The 21,888-nt window shown below is 47.4% G+C and carries 21 protein-coding genes; 9 read left to right on the top strand and 12 right to left on the bottom strand.

Going from position 1 to position 21,888, the window contains the following annotated elements; all coding sequences use genetic code 11:
• The first annotated feature begins 41 nt into the window (after positions 1-41).
• Complete coding sequence (locus QZT80_RS23825) at positions 42-1,034, top strand: sugar phosphate nucleotidyltransferase (protein WP_295128384.1); 993 nt, start codon at positions 42-44, stop codon at positions 1,032-1,034.
• Between the two features lie 73 nt (positions 1,035-1,107).
• A complete protein-coding gene (locus QZT80_RS23830) occupies positions 1,108-2,049 on the top strand; it encodes a nitronate monooxygenase (protein ID WP_295128386.1) in 942 nt (313 codons plus the stop codon).
• Positions 2,050-2,237: 188 nt separating this feature from the next.
• On the opposite strand, the gene QZT80_RS23835 is transcribed toward QZT80_RS23830, so the two are convergent.
• From QZT80_RS23835 to QZT80_RS23865, 7 genes are all read right to left on the bottom strand, one after another.
• Positions 2,238-3,383 (bottom strand): TlpA disulfide reductase family protein, encoded by a 1,146-nt coding sequence (locus QZT80_RS23835; RefSeq protein ID WP_295128388.1) that lies wholly within the window; start codon positions 3,381-3,383, stop codon positions 2,238-2,240.
• Between the two features lie 30 nt (positions 3,384-3,413).
• Positions 3,414-4,826 carry a PKD-like family lipoprotein gene (locus QZT80_RS23840; protein WP_295128391.1) on the bottom strand — a complete coding sequence of 471 codons (1,413 nt, stop codon included), beginning with the start codon at positions 4,824-4,826 and terminating at the stop codon, positions 3,414-3,416.
• Between the two features lie 18 nt (positions 4,827-4,844).
• Positions 4,845-5,693: a DUF4843 domain-containing protein gene (locus QZT80_RS23845; protein ID WP_295128394.1), complete on the bottom strand. Its 849-nt coding sequence runs from the start codon at positions 5,691-5,693 to the stop codon at positions 4,845-4,847.
• Between the two features lie 13 nt (positions 5,694-5,706).
• Positions 5,707-7,179 carry a RagB/SusD family nutrient uptake outer membrane protein gene (locus tag QZT80_RS23850; RefSeq protein WP_295128397.1) on the bottom strand — a complete coding sequence of 491 codons (1,473 nt, stop codon included), beginning with the start codon at positions 7,177-7,179 and terminating at the stop codon, positions 5,707-5,709.
• Positions 7,180-7,190: 11 nt separating this feature from the next.
• Positions 7,191-10,697, bottom strand: a complete 3,507-nt coding sequence (locus QZT80_RS23855) for a SusC/RagA family TonB-linked outer membrane protein (RefSeq protein ID WP_295128399.1) — start codon at positions 10,695-10,697, stop codon at positions 7,191-7,193.
• A 171-nt stretch (positions 10,698-10,868) separates the two neighbouring features.
• The gene (locus tag QZT80_RS23860) at positions 10,869-11,924 is read right to left on the bottom strand and encodes a FecR family protein (RefSeq protein WP_295128401.1); all 1,056 of its coding nucleotides are present in this window, start codon (positions 11,922-11,924) and stop codon (positions 10,869-10,871) included.
• A gap of 152 nt (positions 11,925-12,076) precedes the next feature.
• On the bottom strand, positions 12,077-12,670 hold the full coding sequence (locus QZT80_RS23865; protein WP_295128403.1) for a sigma-70 family RNA polymerase sigma factor: 594 nt from the start codon (positions 12,668-12,670) through the stop codon (positions 12,077-12,079).
• Between the two features lie 320 nt (positions 12,671-12,990).
• On the opposite strand from QZT80_RS23865, the gene QZT80_RS23870 reads away from it, so the two are divergent.
• The 3 genes from QZT80_RS23870 to QZT80_RS23880 are packed head-to-tail and all read left to right on the top strand — an operon-like array spanning position 12,991 to position 14,292.
• The gene (locus tag QZT80_RS23870) at positions 12,991-13,455 is read left to right on the top strand and encodes a hypothetical protein (RefSeq protein WP_295128406.1); all 465 of its coding nucleotides are present in this window, start codon (positions 12,991-12,993) and stop codon (positions 13,453-13,455) included.
• 2 nt (positions 13,456-13,457) lie between these two features.
• Positions 13,458-13,766: a DUF3817 domain-containing protein gene (locus QZT80_RS23875; protein ID WP_295128409.1), complete on the top strand. Its 309-nt coding sequence runs from the start codon at positions 13,458-13,460 to the stop codon at positions 13,764-13,766.
• A 37-nt stretch (positions 13,767-13,803) separates the two neighbouring features.
• A complete protein-coding gene (locus QZT80_RS23880) occupies positions 13,804-14,292 on the top strand; it encodes a DinB family protein (RefSeq protein ID WP_295128412.1) in 489 nt (162 codons plus the stop codon).
• A 54-nt stretch (positions 14,293-14,346) separates the two neighbouring features.
• On the opposite strand, the gene QZT80_RS23885 is transcribed toward QZT80_RS23880, so the two are convergent.
• The 3 genes from QZT80_RS23885 to QZT80_RS23895 all read right to left on the bottom strand — a co-directional run bounded on the left by QZT80_RS23885 (position 14,347) and on the right by QZT80_RS23895 (position 16,582).
• Complete coding sequence (locus QZT80_RS23885) at positions 14,347-15,309, bottom strand: DUF1080 domain-containing protein (protein WP_295128414.1); 963 nt, start codon at positions 15,307-15,309, stop codon at positions 14,347-14,349.
• A gap of 133 nt (positions 15,310-15,442) precedes the next feature.
• Positions 15,443-15,937: a GNAT family N-acetyltransferase gene (locus QZT80_RS23890; protein WP_295128417.1), complete on the bottom strand. Its 495-nt coding sequence runs from the start codon at positions 15,935-15,937 to the stop codon at positions 15,443-15,445.
• Between the two features lie 24 nt (positions 15,938-15,961).
• Positions 15,962-16,582 carry a chloramphenicol acetyltransferase gene (locus tag QZT80_RS23895; RefSeq protein ID WP_295128420.1) on the bottom strand — a complete coding sequence of 207 codons (621 nt, stop codon included), beginning with the start codon at positions 16,580-16,582 and terminating at the stop codon, positions 15,962-15,964.
• A 74-nt stretch (positions 16,583-16,656) separates the two neighbouring features.
• Between QZT80_RS23895 and QZT80_RS23900 the strand changes: the two genes are divergently transcribed.
• On the top strand, positions 16,657-17,301 hold the full coding sequence (locus QZT80_RS23900; RefSeq protein WP_295128422.1) for a Crp/Fnr family transcriptional regulator: 645 nt from the start codon (positions 16,657-16,659) through the stop codon (positions 17,299-17,301).
• Here QZT80_RS23900 and QZT80_RS23905 read toward each other — a convergent pair.
• Positions 17,298-18,062 (bottom strand): hypothetical protein, encoded by a 765-nt coding sequence (locus QZT80_RS23905; protein WP_295128423.1) that lies wholly within the window; start codon positions 18,060-18,062, stop codon positions 17,298-17,300. The two genes, QZT80_RS23900 and QZT80_RS23905, sit on opposite strands and share 4 nt — an antisense overlap.
• A gap of 217 nt (positions 18,063-18,279) precedes the next feature.
• Between QZT80_RS23905 and QZT80_RS23910 the strand changes: the two genes are divergently transcribed.
• From QZT80_RS23910 to QZT80_RS23920, 3 genes are all read left to right on the top strand, one after another.
• Positions 18,280-19,197, top strand: coding sequence for an AraC family transcriptional regulator (locus QZT80_RS23910; RefSeq protein WP_295128424.1), 918 nt, complete (start codon positions 18,280-18,282; stop codon positions 19,195-19,197).
• 78 nt (positions 19,198-19,275) lie between these two features.
• Entirely contained in the window at positions 19,276-20,505 is a 1,230-nt protein-coding gene (locus tag QZT80_RS23915) for an MFS transporter (protein ID WP_295128426.1), read from the top strand.
• A 125-nt stretch (positions 20,506-20,630) separates the two neighbouring features.
• Complete coding sequence (locus QZT80_RS23920) at positions 20,631-21,542, top strand: SGNH/GDSL hydrolase family protein (RefSeq protein ID WP_295128428.1); 912 nt, start codon at positions 20,631-20,633, stop codon at positions 21,540-21,542.
• A 56-nt stretch (positions 21,543-21,598) separates the two neighbouring features.
• Here the strand turns inward: QZT80_RS23920 and QZT80_RS23925 are convergent.
• On the bottom strand, positions 21,599-21,888 hold a 290-nt coding region (locus QZT80_RS23925; RefSeq protein ID WP_295128431.1), incomplete at its 5' end, for a hypothetical protein.

Consider the following 21,888-nt stretch of genomic DNA (forward strand, 5'->3'; position numbering starts at 1 on the left):
CTATCATACGCGCCTGAAAGCAGAACTAATCGAAATTGTACATGAAAGCAATCATACCGGTAGCAGGGGCAGGTACCAAGCTCCGTCCTCATACGTATACGCAACCTAAAGCCCTTATACCCTTAGCCGGCAAAACCATTCTTAGTATTATCATCGACCAGCTGGTAGAAGCGGGCATCCATGAATTTGTGTTCGTGGTGGGTTACCTGGGCGAAAAGATCCAGCATTATGTGGAGAAGAAATACCCTTCGCTTACCTGCCACTTCGTACAGCAAAACAGTCGCGAAGGCACCGGTCATGCTATACTGCTTACCCGTGAGGTAGTAGGTAACGATGAAATACTGATCGTACTCGGCGATACCATTGTAGAGTGCGACCTGAAAGAAGTGATTGACGCACCGGTTTCCCAACTGGGCGTAAAGAAGGTCGACGATCCGCGTAACTTCGGTGTGGCAGAACTGGACGAGAACGGTATCATCAGCCGCGTAGTAGAAAAACCGCAAATCCCTAAGTCGAACCTCGCCCTCGTAGGCCTTTACAAAGTGCGCGAAACACAGCAACTTTACAAATGCCTCGAAGATAACATCCAGCGCCAGGTAAAATCGCACGACGAATTCCAGCTTACTGATGCACTGGAATGTATGATACAGCACGGCGTAAAGTTCAACGCGTTTAAAGTAGCCAACTGGTTCGACTGCGGACGAAAAGACACGCTGCTGGAAACAAACGCGATCCTTCTTAAAAAATATAAACTCGCCAACAACCCCGTGTTGCCTTACGAAAACACGATTATCATTCCCCCGGTAAGTATTGGCGAGGGTTGTAATATCAAAAACGCCATCATCGGCCCCAACGTGGCCATTGGCGATAATACCGTTATCAGTTATTCCATCGTAAAAGATTCCATTATCGGCTCGTTCAGCAACCTGTACGAGGTGGTACTGAAATCTTCGCTGATCGGCAGCGATGCGAATATCCGCGGCCTTAGCCAGAGTTTGAATATCGGTGACAATACCGAGATCGACCTGGGCTGATCACGCTGACAGAGGCGGTGTATACACTGCCCCGCTCTCCTGCGTCAAACAGAAATTCCTTACTTTTAGTGATATGAACAACCGTATCACGCAACTCTTTAATATAGAATTCCCCATCATACAGGCAGGTATGATATGGGCCAGCGGATGGCGTTTAGCCAGTGCCGTCAGCAATGCCGGAGGCCTGGGCATTATCGGTGCCGGCAGCATGTACCCGCACATACTGCGCGAACATATACAGAAATGCAAAGTAGCTACCAATAAGCCATTCGGCATAAACCTCCCGTTACTTTACCCCGATATCGACCAACATATTCAGATCATTCTTGAAGAAGGCGTAAAGATCGTATTCACCTCGGCCGGTAATCCCAAAACCTGGACGCCCGCGCTCAAAGAGGCCGGGGTAACGGTAGTACACGTGGTATCCAGCTCTAAATTCGCGTTAAAAAGCCAGGACGCCGGTGTAGACGCCGTGGTGGCAGAAGGTTTTGAAGCCGGCGGTCACAACGGCCGCGAAGAAACTACCACTATGGTACTTATCCCCGCCGTGCGCGACGCTATTCACATCCCGCTGATAGCGGCCGGAGGTATTGCGGACGGAAGGGCTATGGCTGCTGCGTTTGCGCTGGGTGCCGAAGGTGTTCAGATAGGCAGCCGCTTCGTAGCCACGCCCGAAGCATCGTCTCACATCAACTTTAAAGAGGCTGTTGTTAAAGCCCAGGAAGGCGACACGCTGCTGTCGCTGAAAAAACTGACCCCGGTACGTTTACTGAAAAACAACTTCTTCGATGCCGTGAAAGATGCGGAGGCCACCGGTGCAGGTGCAGAAGCACTACAATCGCTGTTGGGCAGGGGCCGCGCCAAAAAAGGCATGTTCGAAGGCGAGCTGGCCGACGGCGAACTGGAAATAGGACAGGTGAGTGCGTTGATCAAAGAGATAAAACCTGCGGCCGATGTGTTAAAGGAAATCTGGGCCGACTTTGAATCAGTAACAAAACGATTGAGCCAGCTATAACAACACTATCCAGCCACCGTTGCGACGCTCCGTTCAACTCACGGCACACTATTCAGCATAAATAAGAAAAGCCTCACAGCAGTTGCTGTAAGGCTCTCTTAGGGTTCCCCGGACAAGGGATAAGCGTGAAATAAAATTTAATGGCTGGTTGGGTTTGCGATGAAATTGTGCTTTAATAGTTATAGAACTTAATTAGAGATGATCACTTCCTCCAATTTCTTCTGAAGGTCTTCTCCACGAAGATTTTTAGCAATTATTTTACCGCTTGGGTCAATCAGGTAGTTAGTAGGTACGCCGCGAACGCCGTACATCCTTGCCACATTATTATCCCAATATTTAAGGTCCGACACGTGCGTCCATGCGCTGAGACCGTCCTGCTCAATCGCTTTCAGCCATGCTTCTTTATGTCCCGCTTTATCGAGCGACACACTCAGCACCGTAAAGTTTTTATCCTTGAACTGGTTGAAGGCTTTTACCACGAAAGGGTTTTCCTGGCGGCATGGGCCACACCAGCTTGCCCAGAAATCGAGCAGGATGTACTTACCACGGAAATCAGACAACTTTACCGGCTGGTCGTTTACATCGTTCTGTGTAAAATCGGGCGCAGCATTGCCTGTTATCAGGGCGCGCTCTTTGTTCATAGACTCTGCAAACTCACGGCCCTGCACCGTCATCCTCAATTCATCGCTCAGGCTTTTGAACAACGGTTCAATCACGGTCATGTCCATATTGTTCATTACGCCGAGTTCTTTAAGGGCGACGAGGCTGAAGAAAGACTTCGGATTCTCTTTGATGAACTTTTCCTGCAATGCTTTCTTCTCATTAATAGCCGAACGGAACCGTGCATCAAGCCCTTTCCTGAATTCCTCCTCTCCTTTCTGCTCATCGGGTACCGCATTAAAATCGCGATTGATACCAGCCATAGCGGAATCGAAAGCAGAGATATACAGTTTGTAACGGTCGTACTCCTTGTTCAGGGGCGACTGTATTTTGGCTGTTTCCAGTTTTTCTTTTCCAAGTACAGTAATAGTACCTTTTTCGATATACAGCAGGTGACGGTCCATGTTCATCATCCCCTGTTCTGCCATTCCCGCACCGGTATGGTCCAATACCATCATGGCCATCATCGGGTTCTTCACGGTACCTTTAAATTCAAAGGCACCATCTTTCAGCACTACAGAATCGAGGTAGGTATTACCATCTTCTCTCCTGTCGAGGTAAGCCATAGTGGGCGCGCCCAGCTTACCGATCTTCCCTTTTATCACATAGGCGCCGCCCTGGGCAAAAGCCAATACAGGGATGGCACACAAAGTCATTAACACCAGTCGTTTCATCTTCTCAGTTGGTTTTGATATCTGATTATTTTAGTTGCGGATCACTACGTCTTTCGGGCTACCCGGAATACCTTCTATCTTTTTGATAAAGGCGCCGTTACGGCCGGTGCTGATGTCGAGATAGTGTACCGTACCTTCTGTTCCTGCCAGCATCAGGTCGCCATTGTTCAATACTTTGATCATGGATACTTCTTTGCCGCCGAAATCGTAAGCAAGCGCCCTGATCTCGTCATTCACAGGGTTGTAGCGGTAAACTTTATCGCCTGAGCTAAAGTAGAAATCTCTTTCAATACCTTTAGCCCATACCGTATTAGGTTTCAGATAAGGACCTACAGGTGATACGCGTTGGCTCTTTGCACGGAACACATCGCCGCCCATAAATTCAACACCGATGTTCAGTTCTTTCACTTTAAGGCCTGCGCTGTCTACGAAAGCATAAATGTTATCGTCTGAAAAGCGCTCCATATGAATCAGGCTCATACCCAGGTTTTTCGGATTAAAGGCTGAGTCGAGCATTTTATAGGTAGTGTCCATAAAAGACCTGCCGGAGAAACGAACGAACGCCTTCTTTTCCTTATCAAAGCCGAGCATAAATACCCAGGCACCGCCGGTGATATCGTCGATAATTTCGGGTCCGATATTGTAACGGCCATTAACAGGCGCACCGAAGAAACCGAAGTAAGTGGCGAAGGGAGCGGTTTCATATGCACCAAAGTAAACCTGGCCGTTCATGATAGCCATCATAGAACCATCGCTCAGTACTTTGTAGTTGCCGTTATCAAATGTTGGTGGTGGATTAAAGAAGAAGTCTTTCAGGAAACGCTTCCTGACCAGTGTGTTAACATCCAACTGAACCGCACCGCTTGCATAAGTAATCCAGTAAGAAGATACTGCACCGGAGTTGTAGTTCTGACTGGCGATGGGCAGCAATTGCCTTCCACCGGCCGGAATGTCTTCTTCATTCATGGCTTTGTACAGGTCGGCCTGCACTGTACCATCTTCTTTTACAAAAGAGAAATGTGACTTATCAGCGCTGGCGCTGAGGATAAGTGTACCTCTTGTAAATTCGGTATTACCCTGGATAGAGAACTTGTAGTAGTATTTCATACCGGTAGTGCTATCTGTAAGCACTGCCAAACCGGGGTAACGGTTAGAACCGATACCGAATACGAAACGAAGTGTTTTTCCCTCAAATTCAATGCTGCGCATTTCATCTGATATATCCACTTTCCATTTGATGGAGTATTTGTTAGTGCCGGAAGGCAGCTTTACCACGGGTTCAATAATGAGGCTATCGCCCACCATTGCCTGGAATACGCTGTCCTGAATGCCCATCACTACAGGATCGGGCACCTCTTTATAATCATAATCGCCGAGATCGCGTGAGCAGGAGGCTAAAGCCAGTGAAACGCCTGCAGCTATATATAAAAGTAAATTCTTCATGCAAAAGAGTTTGGTTGATTACATCTGCGGAATAATCCTGTTATTCGTTTCGTCGATGAAATAATACTTGTTATCTCCGGTATTAAGTTCCAGTTTCCACTTGGCTGCAACGTTGCCCTTGTTGTAGAAATATTTGGTCTTCCCGTCCGCATCAGCTTCCAGGATGTAACCTTCTGTTTCATGGGTATCTATCCACAACTGAGGATCTTTCAGGAACGCAGAGAATGAACGGCCATAGTACAGCGCCAGCGGCGTTACCTGCCAGTCCTGCTGACTTTCAGGCAGCGATGTGGCTTTGGTAGATACGTAGAACAGTTCATGCTTCACCCTTGAGTAGGCACCCAGCATACTTCCCCAAACATCCCACCAGATAGGTTTTACCAGGCGGTTTGAGAATACTACTTTGGCGGTGTCCCAACCCTTGATTTCTGAATGAAAGTCGTCGCTGTTTATCAGTTTCACTTTCAGTCTTACGCTTTTTTCTTTCAGCGCAGGATCTGTATTTAAGATAATGATAGGCACTTTGGCTTTACCTGAATCTGAAGGCAGTATGTATTCCGCTTTCAGTTTCTCGTAGTGCACGCCTTCTACCGCAGTGGTAGAAGAATCGATTACTGCCAGTTTAAATTTCCTGTCGCCTGCCTGGCGGATACCGGAAATACGCACCGGCAACCACACTGTATCGGAACCCTTTTCAGGGAACAGCGCGAAGGAGAATGTAACACTGTCGGTACGTACGTTAGTGATCACATTCAGGAAATCGAAGTATATGTTGTCCTGCGATTCGTATTTCATTTCCTGTGCGTCTTTGTCACACGAACAAAATAAAACGCTGCATATTAATGCCAGTTTGAAAAGATGTTTCATCTGTCTGAATATTTTATCTGTTACCGTATGCAATTTCATCATCAGGGAAAGGCAGCACAAATACAGAAGGGCTGGCTGTGATTATCGCGCCCGACTGACCTGGATAGTTCATGTTAAGTCGTTTGTACATGAACCATATCTGTCCTTCACCAAAAAACTCTTTACGAGCTTCCTTCACCAGTTCCGTCATAAACGTTTGTTTAGAAGGATCGTTCAGTTCCACACCAATACCGCGGTTAAAACGAACGGTGTTGAAATATCCCCAGGCGGTTTCAGCGTCGGTATCAAATGTGCATTCTGCGGCGATGTAATACATTTCGCTCAAACGGATGTTAGGGATCACCAGCGGATGCAGGTTGGCATCGCCATCGCGTTTGTATTTTTCGAGCTGCATAATAGAGCCTGAAGTGGTTGGCTGCTCAGAAAACCATTGTTTGAAACGGTTATCGTCGCCGCCAATACCGGCTGCTTCGTACACAGTGCGGCATTCGGCTGGCGAAGTATATACGCTGGAGCTAAGGCCATCCCTGAACAACTCACGCAGCCTGTCTTTCATATTCGGTGCATAAAGACCAAAAATGATTTCCTTGTAGGCTATACGGTCGATCTTCTCATCATCGCTGTTTACAAAATCGGCTTTCTTCGTCCACTGGAACTTGCCTGATTCTATTACTTCTTTCGCATATTTCAGCGCATTCACTTTATCGCCTTTGTACAGGTACGCACGGGCAAGCATAGCGGAAACAGCATAGTAGTTCAGATGATGGCGGCGGTTTTGTACGAACATATCGTTACCCTGTACTTCTGTAGAGGAATCGATGGCGAAAGTATAACCGGTCCTGTAAGTTCCTGCAAGGATAGGATCGTGTACGGCCAGTGTTTCACGGGCTGCTTCGAGGTCCAGTATCACTGAGTCAATTACGCCTCTTACTGTATTCATTTTAGGCACCGCCTTGCTGAATACGGTTACATAAGGAACACCGTTGGCGCCCGGGCTGGTAACGTAAGAAGGAGCAAAAATGCGAAGTGCATCGAAATGGCAGTAAGCGCGCATGGCCAGTGCCTCCCCTTTTATAATGGCGTAAGAGGTGGGTGTGAACAGTTCCTTTTTCTTATCTATATAAGTAAGGATAAGGTTACTGTTGGCAATTACATTGTAAAGCCCTTCCCACATGTCATCACGATGGTCCATGAAGGTAGCGTTCCTGAAATTGAACAGCATTGTTTGCCTGAAGTTCCAGCCATCGTTAAAACCAATGGCATAGTTCTGTGACAATACTTCCGGAACTCCACCTGTCAGTTCGCGACCATAAAGGTTTTCTTTTACGGCGCGGCTGTAGAGGCCATTCAACGCATCTTTAAAACCATCTTCTTTGCTGAACAGCACTTCCTGTTCTACCTGCGACTGCGGTCTTACATCCAGCCATTTTTTGCAGGATGAAAGAGTGCCGGCAGCAGCTAATATGAGGATCAAATATTTTTTCATCTGTAACTTTTTTAGAACCTGGTTGAAAGTGAAAATGTGAAGCTCCTTGCGAATGGATAATCAATACCCCTTTCTGCCCTGATAGACGACCAGTAACCGAGGTCGTTCATGGCTGCGGATAAACGCAGGCTCTTCACTTTCAAACGACTAAATACTTGTTGTGGTGCGTCGTAAGAAAGGTAAACCGATTTCAGTTCCACGCGGTTCTCGTCCTGGATAAAGCGGGAAGTAGTACGGGTTTCGTCTCTGTTGGCGATGTCTTTGTAGAAAGTAACATCACCTGGTTTTTTCCACCTTTCGGCCATTGCCCTGCTATCTACGTTGTACCATGGGTTTGCATTTTCTACCCTGTCTATCAGTGTCTGGTTGTAAGTATCGCCACCGAATTTGGTGTAGAAACTAACTTCCACCATAAAGGCGCCCCAAACTACACTGCCACCAAAGTAACCGTCCATGAAAGGATTAGAGTTACCTACCGCAACGGTGTTACGTACATCATACTCGTAAGTACGTTTACCATCGAGGGTCAGGAATATTTCTTTACCATTTTCCGGATCGATACCCAGGGAACGTACTGCATAATATGTATATACAGACTCCCCTTCTTTATAACGGAGTAATGGTACGGAACGCAGTTCGGCATTATCGTTCTGCTGTTTGTCCACTTCGTCGTTATAAGCTTTCAGTGCATTGGAGATTTTGGTGATCTCGTTGTTCATGTGCTGCATGTTCGCATTCAGGTTCACAGAGAAGTTTTTCTTACGAATAACGTTCGCCCTGATATTGAACTCGTAACCTTTGTTCACCATTTCACCCATGTTCTCTTTATAAGAGTTGAAACCTGCGGATGGCGGTACGTTTACGTCTGCCAACAGGTCTTTGGTGTGTTTATAGTAATAACGGGGAGCCAGGTACAAACGATCTTTGAACAGGCTGATCTCAGCACCCAGATCGTAGTTTTGTGTACGCTGCCATTTAAGGGTTGAGTTACCGTAAGCGGTAAATACGGCACCTACGCCTGAAGAGTACCAGTCGCCGGTGTAGTAGCTATAGGTAGTGTTAGACAGGTAAGCGGGAAAGTTTACATCGCCGGTAAGACCTGTGGTAGCACGTACTTTAAACTGGTTAACGAAGGTGTTTTTCAGGAAAGATTCGTTGTGCAGGTTCCAGCCGAGTCCATAAGACCAGAAGGTAGCCATTCTTGAATCGGTACCGAATTTAGATGATCCGTCTGTACGGATAGTAGCGTCCATTAACAGGCGGTTCTGGTAAGAGTAGTTCACTGTACCGAACCAGCCAGCCAGGCGCTCTTCGCTCCTGTCGCCACCGGGCGCTTTATCTTCATACTTACGGGCAAAGTTGATGTCGGTAAAACGATCGTTGGTAAATCCTTTTGCTTCGATCGATTTACGGTCGCTTTTCCTTGTTTGCATGCTGGTACCCAGCGCCACGTTGAAGATGTTGTGGCCTAAAGTTTTATTAAAGTTCAGGGAGAGGTTTCCGTCTACCTGTGTTTCATTTAATGCATCGTAGTAATAACGGCCACGGTCTTTCAGGTCATCGCCAGTCATATTAAAGAACTCATTGCTCAGCGGAGAAATGAAACGGTCCGACTGGGTAGTACGTTTGGTTAAACTGATGTTACCCTGCAACCTCAAAGCCTGGCTGAAATTATAGTCCGCGGCAAAGTTGTCGATGAACTCCAGGTAGGAAGATTTGTTGAAGTTACCGATCTGACCTTCCCAAAGCGGGTTAAGCGTGGTGGAAGTAAGTGCCCCATTGCCGGCACCGCCACGGTAGTTCCATTTATCAACTTCACGCACCAGCCTGCCCATAGAATCTTTCATTGGGTAGTAGGGGTTCATATATACGAAGTTGGAGAAAGAACCATAAGGCGATTCTGTTCCTTTTACCTGCGAAATGGTAAACGAGTTACGGAACACCAGTTTGTTCTGGTCGAGGTTGTAGGAGAGGTTAGTGCCGAAGCTGTAACGATCACGGCCAGAGCCTGCCATTACACCTTTGTTGGTTTGATAACGGCCATCCACACCATAACGGAAGCTTTTAGAGCCACCCTGTACCGACAGGGAGTGTTTGTGACCGAAGTCGGTAGACAGCGGCTGAGATAACCAGTACGTGTTTACACCGCTCAATACGTTTTTGTACTTAGCGTAGTACTTTGCTTCCAGTGCATCTCTGCTATCCACCTGGTTTTCGGTATACAAACCGGCCAGTCTTTCATATTCCAGTTTATCGCGGCCATTCAGCACGCTGTATGCGCTGAGGTCGGGATTGGTCACGTTCAGTTCGTAGTTGTAGAACACCTGTATTTCTCCTTCTGCCGGTGGTTTAGTGATGAACACCAATACACCGTTAGATGCGCGGGAACCGTATACTGCGGTAGCGGCGGCATCTTTCAGCAGGGTTACAGCAGCAATACGGTTAATGTCCAGGTCCCAGATGGTTTGGATACCTACCTGGTAACCATCCATGATGAACATCGGCATGTTTGTAACGCTGGCCATCTGGTTACGGCTTAACTGCACGTTTGTACCGGAAGGCAGCGCGGTAGAACCCCTCATGTTGATGTTAGGCAACTGGTTAGGGTTAGAACCTGCGATGTTATTCTCAATCAGTTTAAAGGAGGGATCGAAGGACTGTATACCCTGCAGAATGTTCTGCGGGTTAAATCTTTTCAGCTCTTCACCGCTAATGGTGATAGCAGAACCAGTATAGTTGTTCTTGTCGATTTTCTGATAACCGGTGATCACCACGTCTTTCATAGACTTGATGTCGTTTTCCAGTTTCACTACCAGGGTCATGTTCCTGGTGATGGTGAATTCCTGGGCTTTGTACCCGATAATGCGCACCACCACGATGGCATTTTTAGGTACACCACCAAGCTGGAACTTACCGTCGTTGTTAGTGCTTACGCCGTTGCCTGTACCTTTTACGAATACAGAAACACCGGGAATTACATCGCCGTTGCCATCTGTTACCGTACCCGTTACCGTTAATCTCTCTTCCTGCATTACTGTTTCAGGGATGCGGTTAACTGCTGCCGGAGCATTGGTGTTAACTGACTGCATAGCCGGGATAGAGGCGTTTGTAGCGGACTGAGGCAAAACCGGTTTTGCCTTTTCTCTTTTGTAGATGATGTAGTGGTCGGAAGTAGCCTGCTCAGCTTCGAGGCCCAGGGGTTCCAGGAATTTGTTAAGGTAGTCGATGAGTTTTACAGAAGCAGCTTTAGCAGCAGGCGCTTCTGCGCTGATGCCGTTAACGGTGTTGCCGGTGTAGTTGATCTTTACTTTGTAACGCTGCTCCATATCGGCAAGCACGTTCTTAAGTGGAGGGCCTTGTTTAAAATTAGCGGCTACTTCATTTTGCCTGATAATTCCAGCCAGCACATGATCGTGGCCGCCATTAACAGCAGCCTGTGCGGTGGTAAACGCCCCCAGTTGCATCAGCAGGGCAAGGGTAAGCCCACCTCTGATACGACCAGCGTTAAATTCTGCCATAGCTCTAGATTTAGGTTGGTGTTGAGTTTTACAGTTGTTACGATAAGTCATCTTTGCATTTAACTTAAAAATCCCTGAACATTTTTAATTCCTGCAGGCAAGGCACAGCCCTCCCGCTTTCGCAGAATTCTCTAAAAAGGCACTTTATTTCTTATTGGTTATTCTACAGTTCTACTGCTTGCTGATCTCGTAAACGCCGGTTTCTTTCCTGTTAATCTTAATATCAAATGATCTGGATAACGTTTTAAAGAATACATCAATGTTATCCATCGGTATACTTCCTGTAAACGTTTGCCCGTTCAGGGCCGTATCTTGAAGGTTAATGATGACGCCCATGTTATCGTGCAGTGATTTGATGACTTCCGGGACCGGTATGTCATGAAAGGTAAGCACATTGGTACGCCAGGATGAATATTCTTCCGGATTCACGCGTTTGGTCGCCAGTTCCGCAGTTGCGGCGGAATACACGATCATATCGCCCGGTTTCATTGTAATTGGTTTATGTTGCTGGGCAGCGGTTGATGAACTGCCATTCAGTTTTAATTTTACTACACCATTGTTAAGCACTACCTGCGTTTTTACGCGCCTGGTGTTTACGTTAAACTCGGTGCCCACCACTTGTATATCTACATCATTGGTGTGTACTACGAAGTGCTGGTTATTGCTTTTGTGCATGACGGTGAAAAATGCTTCTCCCGTTACCCACACCTCACGATCGCCTGTATCTCCCCAGCTTTCATCGTAAGTAATGGTTGAATTCACGTTCAGCCTCACTACCGAATTATCGGGTAATACGATGGTTTTCATTTCGCCCATGGCAGTGGCGTAATCCACTTTGCCTTTAGGATAAAGGAACACAGCAGCCAGTGCAGCGATCAGTAAACCTGCCACAGCGGCGGCATATCCAAGCGCGCGACGGGTGTGTTTCCTGGCAGGACTACCTGGCATCTGCACTACACGGGCGCTGTTACCGATAAGCCTGCCGGCATCCATACTCTTCATAATTCGCTCCCACACTAACGTTTCGTCGTTCGGCAACGGCTTACTGCCGGGTGTTGCCAGTAACAACAGTATCTCACGGGCCTCTTTCACATTTCCTTCCTGAACAGGATTATCGGCTACCCAGGTTTCCCAGAAAGTGGCAGCAGCTTCGTCCTGATCTAACACCCATGATCTAAAAGTCGGGTGCTCTAAAAAGTCTTCGATCTTGTATTCCCTTAACGTCATTATTGATACTTATCTATACAAAGAGAGAAATGATTGAAATCTTAGCGTCTTTTTTAACCTTTTTATAACTTTTTTCTAAATGGCTTATAATGAGGCCCTTCGAAATAGTAAAAGTTGGCTGTATTGGGAAAACGGCAAGGGAGAAAAGTAGCCTACCGGCCAAAAACAAGGTAAAATGACGTACCGGCCAGTAATAAAAGCTTATCGCTGTTCTTCTTTAAAAAGTTAAGGGCTTTGGAAAGCAGTACATAGGTAGAGTTCACGCTCAGCGACATTATTTCCGCCGTTTCTTTGGTATCGAAGCCTTCGTAGTAGCGCAGGTAAAGGATTTCCTGCTGGCGCGCGGGTAGTTTTTTCATGACCTTCGCCAACTTCTGGCGCAGCTCCAGGTCGGATTGGCGACCGATAATAACATCTTCGTGTGAGCCGGTGAAGTGACTGAGCATCGATTCGTTATCGAACAGCTTTTGCAGCAGGTTTTTCTGAATATGGCTGGCGATTTTACGTTTGAGGCTCGCCATCAGGTAATATTTAATATTATCTGTTACAGACAAACGCTCCCTGCCCAGCCAGATACCCACGAAAAGATCATGTATACAATCTTTTACCAGGCTCTCGTCGGTATTAAACCTTGTGCCATAATTAAAAAGTGAATGGAAATAACGGCTGTATATGAAAGCAAGGGCGTCCTTATCGCCTTCAATTACCTTGGTCCAAAGCTCTTTATCATTCAGGCTGCCGTACAAATCGTCCGGATTTAAAGTTTGGTCATTTCTATTTGCAATACTCCTGTTCAATCTTCTCTAAAGATATGAACACGTGCGTTAGTATCCAACTGTTCATGTTTTTAGATGACATTTCAATGATGGACGAATGGCGGGAATAACTGTCTGAATCACACGAAATTCAGAATATTTAGTATATGTTGGCCCGCCCACAGGTGGCATCAGCCATATTTGTAAAGAAATTTGCCATTACATGCAATATCTGCAGGGGCGGTACGTCCTCATGGTAGCTGCTACGGGACACCGCCCGATAAAAGCTTTGTACAACTTATTTTCCAGATATGTACCCTTGGTTATTATTTGCACATTCTGTATGCCGCTGGCTGGTCGTAGCCAGTTTACTATATGCTATATTCGTGGCCCTGCGGGGTTATACCGGCCGGCGGAGCTTTTCGCCTTCCAACGACCTGGTACGGCATGCCACGGCTACGATCGCTCACGTACAGCTGACAATCGGTTTTGTCCTGTATTTTAACAGCCCGTTCATCCTGTATTTCAGGTCGCATTTCCGCGAAGCCATTCAGCAACCGGGTTACCTTTTTTTCGGTGTCATACATATCCTGCTGATGACGCTCTCCGTAGTACTTATTACCATCACTTCCTCTGTCACTAAAAGAACAACGACCGACCAGCGGAAATTCCTGCTGATGTTAATTGGGTTCACCATCGCATTTATCATTATCTTCATCGCTATTCCATGGCCGTTTTCTCCTTTATCTCACCGGCCATATTTAAGAACTATATAATCATGCTTACTTTATTCAAAACAAATATCGGCCGCCTGCGCATCATTAGTTTCCTGGAAGGTATATCGCTGCTGCTGCTCCTGTTCATTGCCATGCCGCTTAAATACCTGGCCAACGATCCTTCTCTTGTAAAATCTGTGGGCCTTGTACACGGCATATTGTTTATATTATTTGTGCTGAATACAATGAGTGTGGCAATAGAATATCGCTGGAAGTTTTTCAGCACTACATGGAAGGTGTTGTTATCCTGCATCATTCCGTTCGGGACGTTTTATATTGACAAGAAGATACTGAGGCGTTACGAGGCGTAAAGGGGTTATCTTTATTCCATACGAAAAGCCCATCGTCATGGACCACTCAATGAAGCAAATCATCTGGCACCAATGCGGTGCCGCTATTGACATGCTGGAGAATGCCATAAAAGCATGCCCCGATCATCTTTGGGATACGAAAGACCAGTTCTGGTACATTGCCTATCACACTTTATTTTACCTGGATTATACAAGTGACGGCTCGCCTGCCACCTTTGCGCCACCATCACCTTATACCTTGTCGGAATTTGACCCTACAGGTATAATACCGGATACGGTGTATACAAAAGAGAACCTCCTCATTTACCTGCAACATGGGCGGCAGAAATGCCACGACCGTATGACGTCTTTAACGCCCGAAGAGGCGGAAGCACGGTTCGACGATTATAAGAACTACAGCGTTATCGAACGTATGGTCTATAATATGCGGCATGTGCAACATCATGCGGCGCAGCTGAACCTGTTATTACGACAAGGTGGTGCAGAGCCTCCCGGCTGGGTATCGCGCAGTGGTATGCCCTTATAAAGAAAAGGCTCCGGACCTTACGACCCGGAGCCTTTTATATGATAACACCTGGAATTACTTCGCAGGCGTAATTACGATCTTCCTGAACTCTATCGGGCCATGATCGCCCTGGATGTAGATGGGGCCTGGTTCGCCTTCGTTGCTGTCCAGCGCGCCGCCTGTAATACCGGGAATTTCCTGGTTATTGATCACCGTTTTGCCGTTTACCACGATGGTAACCATGCGGCCGATCAATGTTATATCATACGACTGCCAGGTATTAGGACCAGTTGCTGCGATCTCACTTGGTGTAAGGAAACCGTATACACCGCTGTACAATACGCTGGAAGGATGTGCATCGGCAGGGCTGTCTTCGATCTGTACTTCGTGACGGCCTCTTAAGTATACACCGCTGTTGCTACCTTTCTGGTAACGAAACTCCACATGCAGTTTAAAGTCGGTGAACTTCTGATCAGATATCAGGTTGCTGCCGGAACGGGCGCTGGTCAAAATGCCGTTCTTTACTTCCCATTGTTTGGTATTACCAGGCTGGTTCCAACCGGTTAAATCTTTCCCATTAAACAGGCTGATGGCCTTACCCCATGCAGGAGCGGCTGTTCTCTTTAAATAAGGGGCTTTTACGCCTTTCCAGTTGTATTTTTTGCCTTCGCTGGTAGTGATGGTACCCTCGATACCGCTACCGGCCAGGGCACCTTCGATCACGAAGTCCTGGTTGCCACCTTCCCATTGCGGAGGAATGGTAAAGCTGAACTTACCGTTATCAAAGTTTACTTTCGCTACAGGACGTGCGCTGCCAGAACCGCCTACGAAATAACCTACCAGGGTACGGGTACCCGACAACTTCACTTCCAGCCAGGAAGGAACCTGTTTACCATTCTCATCTACTGTGATATCCCAGCGGCCGATAAGATCTTTCGCCTCTGCTTTTACTGCTGTTACGGCAGCCTTACTAACGGTAGCCGTTGCTGTGCTTAATGTTACCAGGCAGCTGAGGCCCAGTGCTAGAAACCTATTCATATATTACGGTTGTTTTTTTGTGTCCGGAAATTCTCATGCATAACGTGGTAACAAGGTAGTGATTATTTGTTTTTAAACAAACGGGGGCTATGATGGAGTAAGTGTACGGGAACCTTGCGCGTTACAGGCCCCATCAACCAATCATCAACTTCTTCCGCATCCTGTAATTACTGATCATCACCCCGTTGATCACATACTCGTTCTCTTTCTCTACCACGAAACCTTTACCTTCAAAAAAGCGCCGGGCGGTTTTACTTACATCTGATGTGAGGGCCAATTTAAACTGTTCAATCGCCTTCTGCTCCAGCGCTGCATAAATTGCAGAACCCACGCCCTTACCAGGATATGCTGCAGCGGTATACATAAAATCGATATAGTCGCCGTCGCGCAATGATCCGAAACCAGCTGTATTGCCGTCGATTTCCGCTATAAGAAAGTATTGGGTCTGCAATGCCGCCTGCCAACGTGCGGTATGCTCAATCGACTTTTTCCAAACCTCCCGCTGCGCGTCATCATAATCGGCTTTACAGGTATTGTCGATAGTTTCTACGTACAACGTCTGCAGCCGGGGCAGATCGTCCATTTGTGCGCGGCGCAGCATTATCCGGGAAGCTCCATTCATCTTCATGCTTAAAAATAATCCGTTTTTACGTTACCTCATTAACTCCTCCAGCAAATCCACAAACTTAGCAACATCGTGCCCATCCATCAGCGCATGATGTACGTGTATTGATACGGGCATCAGTTTTCTGCCGCCATGTTCTCTCATCTTACCAAAAGATACCTTCGGACAGCTGTCTTCAAATGTAAAGCTACGCGCGTGCGATACACTGGTGAAGCTAAGCCAGGGCATGGCGCTGCAATGCAGTACATTCTGACCGGCGACTGAGGGCACGAGGCCTGTGCTGTGCTGCACTCTCTTTATTTCCTGCCTGCCGGCATCTTCGAATATTAAAAAGTCTTCGTGGTAATCGATGTAAGAAAAGCCAAATGTACCATCCGGGCGATTAATCGTGGGCGATGCATGCACCACATCATATATCCATACCTGACCCTGATCAATACGGTAGCGGAATGGCTTGGTTTGATTGGCCGCCTGTAACGTAGCATGCAGGTAATGCAGGAAGAAGGATGTATTGCTTTGTTTTGCACGCTGGTAAGCACCGGTGCAATCCACCTCCACACATACGCCGAAAAACGGCTCGTCGAAACGGCGAAAGAATGCGTAATGTTCTTTTCGCGACCAACTTTCAATATCCAGTAATTGTTTCATTTCTTTAACTTTAATGGCAGGCAAAGCTATTTTACACACCAAAGAAAAACGGGACATTTGTCCCGGCCGGAATTATGTTATTCACCAATCCTGATTTTTCTGCTTACATGGAGCAACTGGCCGGTAGTAGCCAGGGCGGGCATATCGCTACCAGGCAATACGCGCCCGGCGCGATGCTATTGAGGCAGGGAGAGAACATCCACCATGTATACATCATCCGCGAGGGTATTACCAAATGTTATATGCGGGAAGAGAATGGGAAAGATTTCATTTTCGAGTTTCTGGGGCAGGGAGAAGTAACGGGGGAGCTGGAAGTGATCCGTAAGGCAGCATGCCTTTGCACGATAGAAGCCATTACGCCCGTAAGTGCCTGGGCCATCCCGAGGGATTTGTTTTCCTCGTGGCTGTACAAAGACGCCACCTTAAACAGGCTGGTGATGGAAGAATTGGCAACCAGGCTGGCTCAAACCTGTATCCGCGCCTCGTACCAACAGATATACCCACTGGAGTACGGCTTGCTGCGCTTCCTGGTACTGATCGACCAGCAGCAACTGCATCTATCTAAAAAAGATATTGCCGGTTATCTTGCTATTTCGGTGCGCAGCTTTAACCGCACCGTCAAACAACTGCGCGAAAAGAAAGTGCTGGCTACGGAAGGACTTCAGCTCCACCTCAGCGAACAACAGCTGGAGGCTTTACTGCGCCGGTTCGACGATTAACCCAGGGCGAGTATTTTGGCGCAGCCGCCGTATTTCAGGGGCTTTACATAACCATTTTCCATATTACCGGTTTCTATGCCTATACTCAACACCAGGCTCTCCTCTTCAGTTAATGGCGAACCGGCAGGCATTTGTAGCGTTAACACGTTCTTTTCCGCAAATTCATTCACCGGCAACCAGGCTGTTTCTGCTACTGCTGCGTGTCCAGGTGCCGTACCACCATCATCTGTAATACATCCCAGCACGACAATAATCCGGTAAAAAGACTGTTTCCACGGCACCCTGAAATTACCGCCAGGGGCCAGGTGGGGCAAGTGTACCGTAGCACTGAGCTTGTCACGTTCAATGCTATAATGAACGGGGGAGTTGATCACACTTTCAAAAGGCAATTCCCGATGGAGAGAAAACCCTTCAAGCAAGTAAGGGTGCTGAGAGAACAAAACGTTCCTCTTACCGGGTAAGTTATCGACATCTTTAGCCTGTGCCTGCCGCGCCCTGCTGGTAAGTACAGATGTAAAATTATAATCGGCCAGGTGCCTCACAGGCAATATTGCCGCCCGTATGCCACTAACGACCTCAGCACATAGTGCAAAGTCGGCATTACTGTCGCGTGTGCCTTTAAAGCTCGGGGATGTTTTGATCTTTTCTTTTGAGGCGCCGCCTTTTTGGCGCACTACGATCTTATCGGTGCCGCGCATGGTATAAGCACTGAGGTTGCCTACGCTGCCCGTGAATTGAAGTCCGTTTTTTAATATGGCCATGGTTGAAAAGCTTTTATACTTCCTATATACGTTCCTTATAAGGTAACCCGTTTGTTAACCGTTAGTTATTCGTAGATAACCCGTACCTATATAGATACGGGTTATCTACGGGTTATCTACGGATTATATACGGATCATCTTTAAAGGCTGCGGCCATGATGCGAGAAGGTTGGTTACCGGATTCTCCTTACCTTTGCCTTTGAAATATATAATGGTCATGCAAATTCACACCGAAACCATTCAGGGATATTACGAACGTATTGGTTTGCCGGTACCGGCGGGCTTACCCGCAGGCGGCAGCCACTTTAATATCCGCCAGCGTACTTATATACCGCGCCTGTTGCCTTTTAATCGCCGCGATTATTATAAGATATGCCTGGGCGTGGGAAATATGATGCATGCCACCCCTACCAGGACGATCAGTATTGAACAGCCTTCCATTATATTTTCCTGCCCGTCGCTGCCTACTCAGATACAGGCGCAGTCGGAAGATCAGAAGGGATATACCTGTATTTTCAACGATGCCTTTTTGCTCAATGGCTTAAAACAGGAAGTCCGTTTTGAAAGCCCGCTGTTCAACGACTCGCTGGAAGCAGTGTACCCACTGGACGCGGCCGGGGTAGAGCGTTTTACCCGTTACTTCACCGAGATGGAAACACTGATGGCGAGCGACTATGCGCATAAATACGACATGCTGCGCCACCTGCTCGTTACCGTGATACACGAAGGCATACGCCTGCGTGGCCCGCTGGAAGAAAAAAACCAGGGCGGCGACAGGCTTACCACCAGGTTCTTCCACCTGATGGACCAGCAGTTCCCGGTCGATTCCCCGGAGAGCCCATTGAAGATGATGACGCCAGCGGATTACGCCACCAGTCTGAATATACACGTAAACCACCTGAACGCCTCGGTAAAAAAAGCCACGGGCAAAACCACCCGGGAGGTGATCCATGAAAGGATCATTGCAGAAGCGAAGGTATTGTTACTCAATACAGACTGGGATGCTGCGGAAATAGCTTACGCACTGGGGTTCGAATATCCATCACACTTTAATAAATATTTCAGGCAATATGCCCAAACCACCCCATTGCTATTTAGGGAGAGTGCCCGGCCGGGAGTGATGGCAAACATTTGATTTTTATAATTATCACTTTGTTTCGTTTTACCGCTGTGCCGGCAGGCCGCCCTAACTTTGTAGTCCTAATCTGAATGTATGAGGACTATCAACGAAACAAACAAAAGCGCCAGTACCATCCTGGCATTTGCCCTGATCCCGCTGTCCGGTTTTGCACTGGATGTATATATACCCTCGCTGCCCGATATGGCGAAGCAGTTACACACCACGCCTGCCGCGATACAGCTTACCTTATCCGTGTATTTAATCAGCTACGGTATATGCCAGCTTTTTATCGGCGCACTGCTCGACAGCTTCGGCCGTTACAGGCCCAGCCTGTTCGCCCTGCTGGTATTCAGTCTGAGCAGCTTCATCATCGCCCGCTCGCAGGATATCAATACCATTTACCTGATGCGCGCACTGCAAGGCGTAATGGTGGCGACCATCGTGGTAAGTAAAAGAAGTTATTTCGTGGACATGTATACCGGCGACAAGCTGAAACACTACACCAGCCTGTTTTCCGTGATATGGGCGGCCGCACCTATTATTGCGCCCTTTATTGGCGGTTATTTACAGCTACAGTTTGGCTGGCAGTCGAACTTTTACTTCCTTGGATTTTTAGGACTGGGCTTTTTTGTAGTGGAACTGTTGTTCAGTGGAGAGTCGTTGAAGGTGTATCATCCCTTCCATCTTCAAACCATTACCCGCAGTTACGTATCCATGATCAAAGCCTGGGATTTCCTGGCGAGCTTACTCATACTGGCCCTGGCTTACAGCATGCTGCTCGTATACAACATGGCCAGTCCGTTTATTATTGAGCAGGTAATGCATTATCCGGCTTCGGTGACGGGCAACAGTGCATTGGTATCAGGTGTATCTATGATGGCAGGCGGCCTGTTATCAAAGTATTTCATCTCCAAACCCTTTGCCCGTAAATTAATTACCGTATTAAGCCTGCAGTTATTTTTCGCCGTGAGTCTTATCACCCTCACGATATACCTGCACAATATATACACCTTACTCGCCTATGTGATCACCATCCATATGCTGTCCGGCTTTGTATTCAACACCCTGTTATCGTACAGTCTTACCCGCTTTACCCATAACGGAGGCAAGGCCAGCGGACTTGCAGGCGGCGGTTACATCATATTCACCTCGGCGTTCAGTTATATCATTGCAGGCGGACTTACCGTACAAAGCCAGGTTGGCCTGGGCCTGAGTTACGCGGTGCTTACCGTGGCAATATTGGTGGTGTTTGTAGCAACGAAGTGGCAGGGGGCGGCGAAGGAGAAAAGTGTGGTGAGGGAGATGGTGGCGGAGCGGGCGTAGGCCGAAAGCATTTCATCTTATCAGAAAAGCTACAAGTGTAATACGCTTGTAGCTTTTTTGTTGATGATCTCATAGAAATTTATCTATCTTAAAATAATTTTGATCATCTACGTCAATAACCGTTTATGAAAACGCCAGTTAGATATTTATTTATGCTGATATGCCTCTTCGCAAGCGGCACACTATACGCACAAACCATTTCCCAGTCAGCCAAACGAGTATTGTTCCTCGGCAACAGCATTACCTACGCCGGCCAATACATCAATTACATTGAAACCTACTGGCTATTGAAACATCCCGGTCAACACCTGGAGTTCATCAACATGGGCCTGCCCAGCGAAACCGTAAGCGGCTTGTCAGAAGAAGGCCATGCCGACGGCAAATTCCCCCGACCCGACCTGCACGAGCGGTTAAACAGGATCATGAAACTGGTACAGCCGGATGTTGTATTTGCCTGTTACGGCATGAACGATGGAATATATCAGCCATTCGACGAGGACCGGTTTAATCGTTTTAAGACAGGTATAGAGTGGTTACACGATCAATATGCCGGGCAGGGCGTGCGCATTATCCACCTCACCCCACCCGTTTATGATGAGGAAAAGGGCGGGGCGAAAGGTTATGCCGCCGTACTTGACCGTTATTCAGACTGGCTGCTGGCACAACGCAAAGCTTTGAAATGGGAAGTAGCGGATTTACATTACCCGATGAAGAAAGTGCTGGATGCCGGCACACACCTGGCTGGTGATGGCGTACATCCTGGTAATGAGGGGCACTGGATCATGGCAAAAGCTGTATTACTTTATCTTGGAGAGAAGAAAGTAGCGAAAGCAAATGATATAACAACAGCTATCAATAACCCGAAAACAACCGACATATTGAAACTCGTATCGCAGCGGCAGGCCATCATGAAAGACGCGTGGTTAACGGCTGCGGGGCATAAACGTCCTATGACGCCGGGGTTGCCGTTGGCAGAAGCGCAGGAGAAGGCGAAGGTGTTGGATCAGCAGATAAAGGATGTATTGAAGCGGGAATAAAAAAGGCCCGTGTTTAAAAAAACACAGGCCACACAAAAATGAAAAGAATAAAAAAACTAGTACTTCTTCGGATTAGGAAAGAGGGTAACATATTCCACTCCCCAACCCTGTGGCGATGGTAGTATAAAATAGGGTTGTACTTTATTAAGATTGAAGTTTTTATAGGGAATGTACCAGCCAAATGCGCCCGTCTGGCTTAGATATTCATCCCCACCAAAGGCCCAGTCGAATGTTCCCGCTTTCAGGAAGTATAACGTGGCGCTCTCCACATCGTTCTTTTCCCAAAAGCCCGGCGTTGGCAGATAATCAATATTCACCCAGGTTTGAGGCACCACGTTTTGGGCCA

The organism is uncultured Chitinophaga sp., assembly GCF_902168175.1.
GTDB lineage: Bacteria > Bacteroidota > Bacteroidia > Chitinophagales > Chitinophagaceae > Chitinophaga.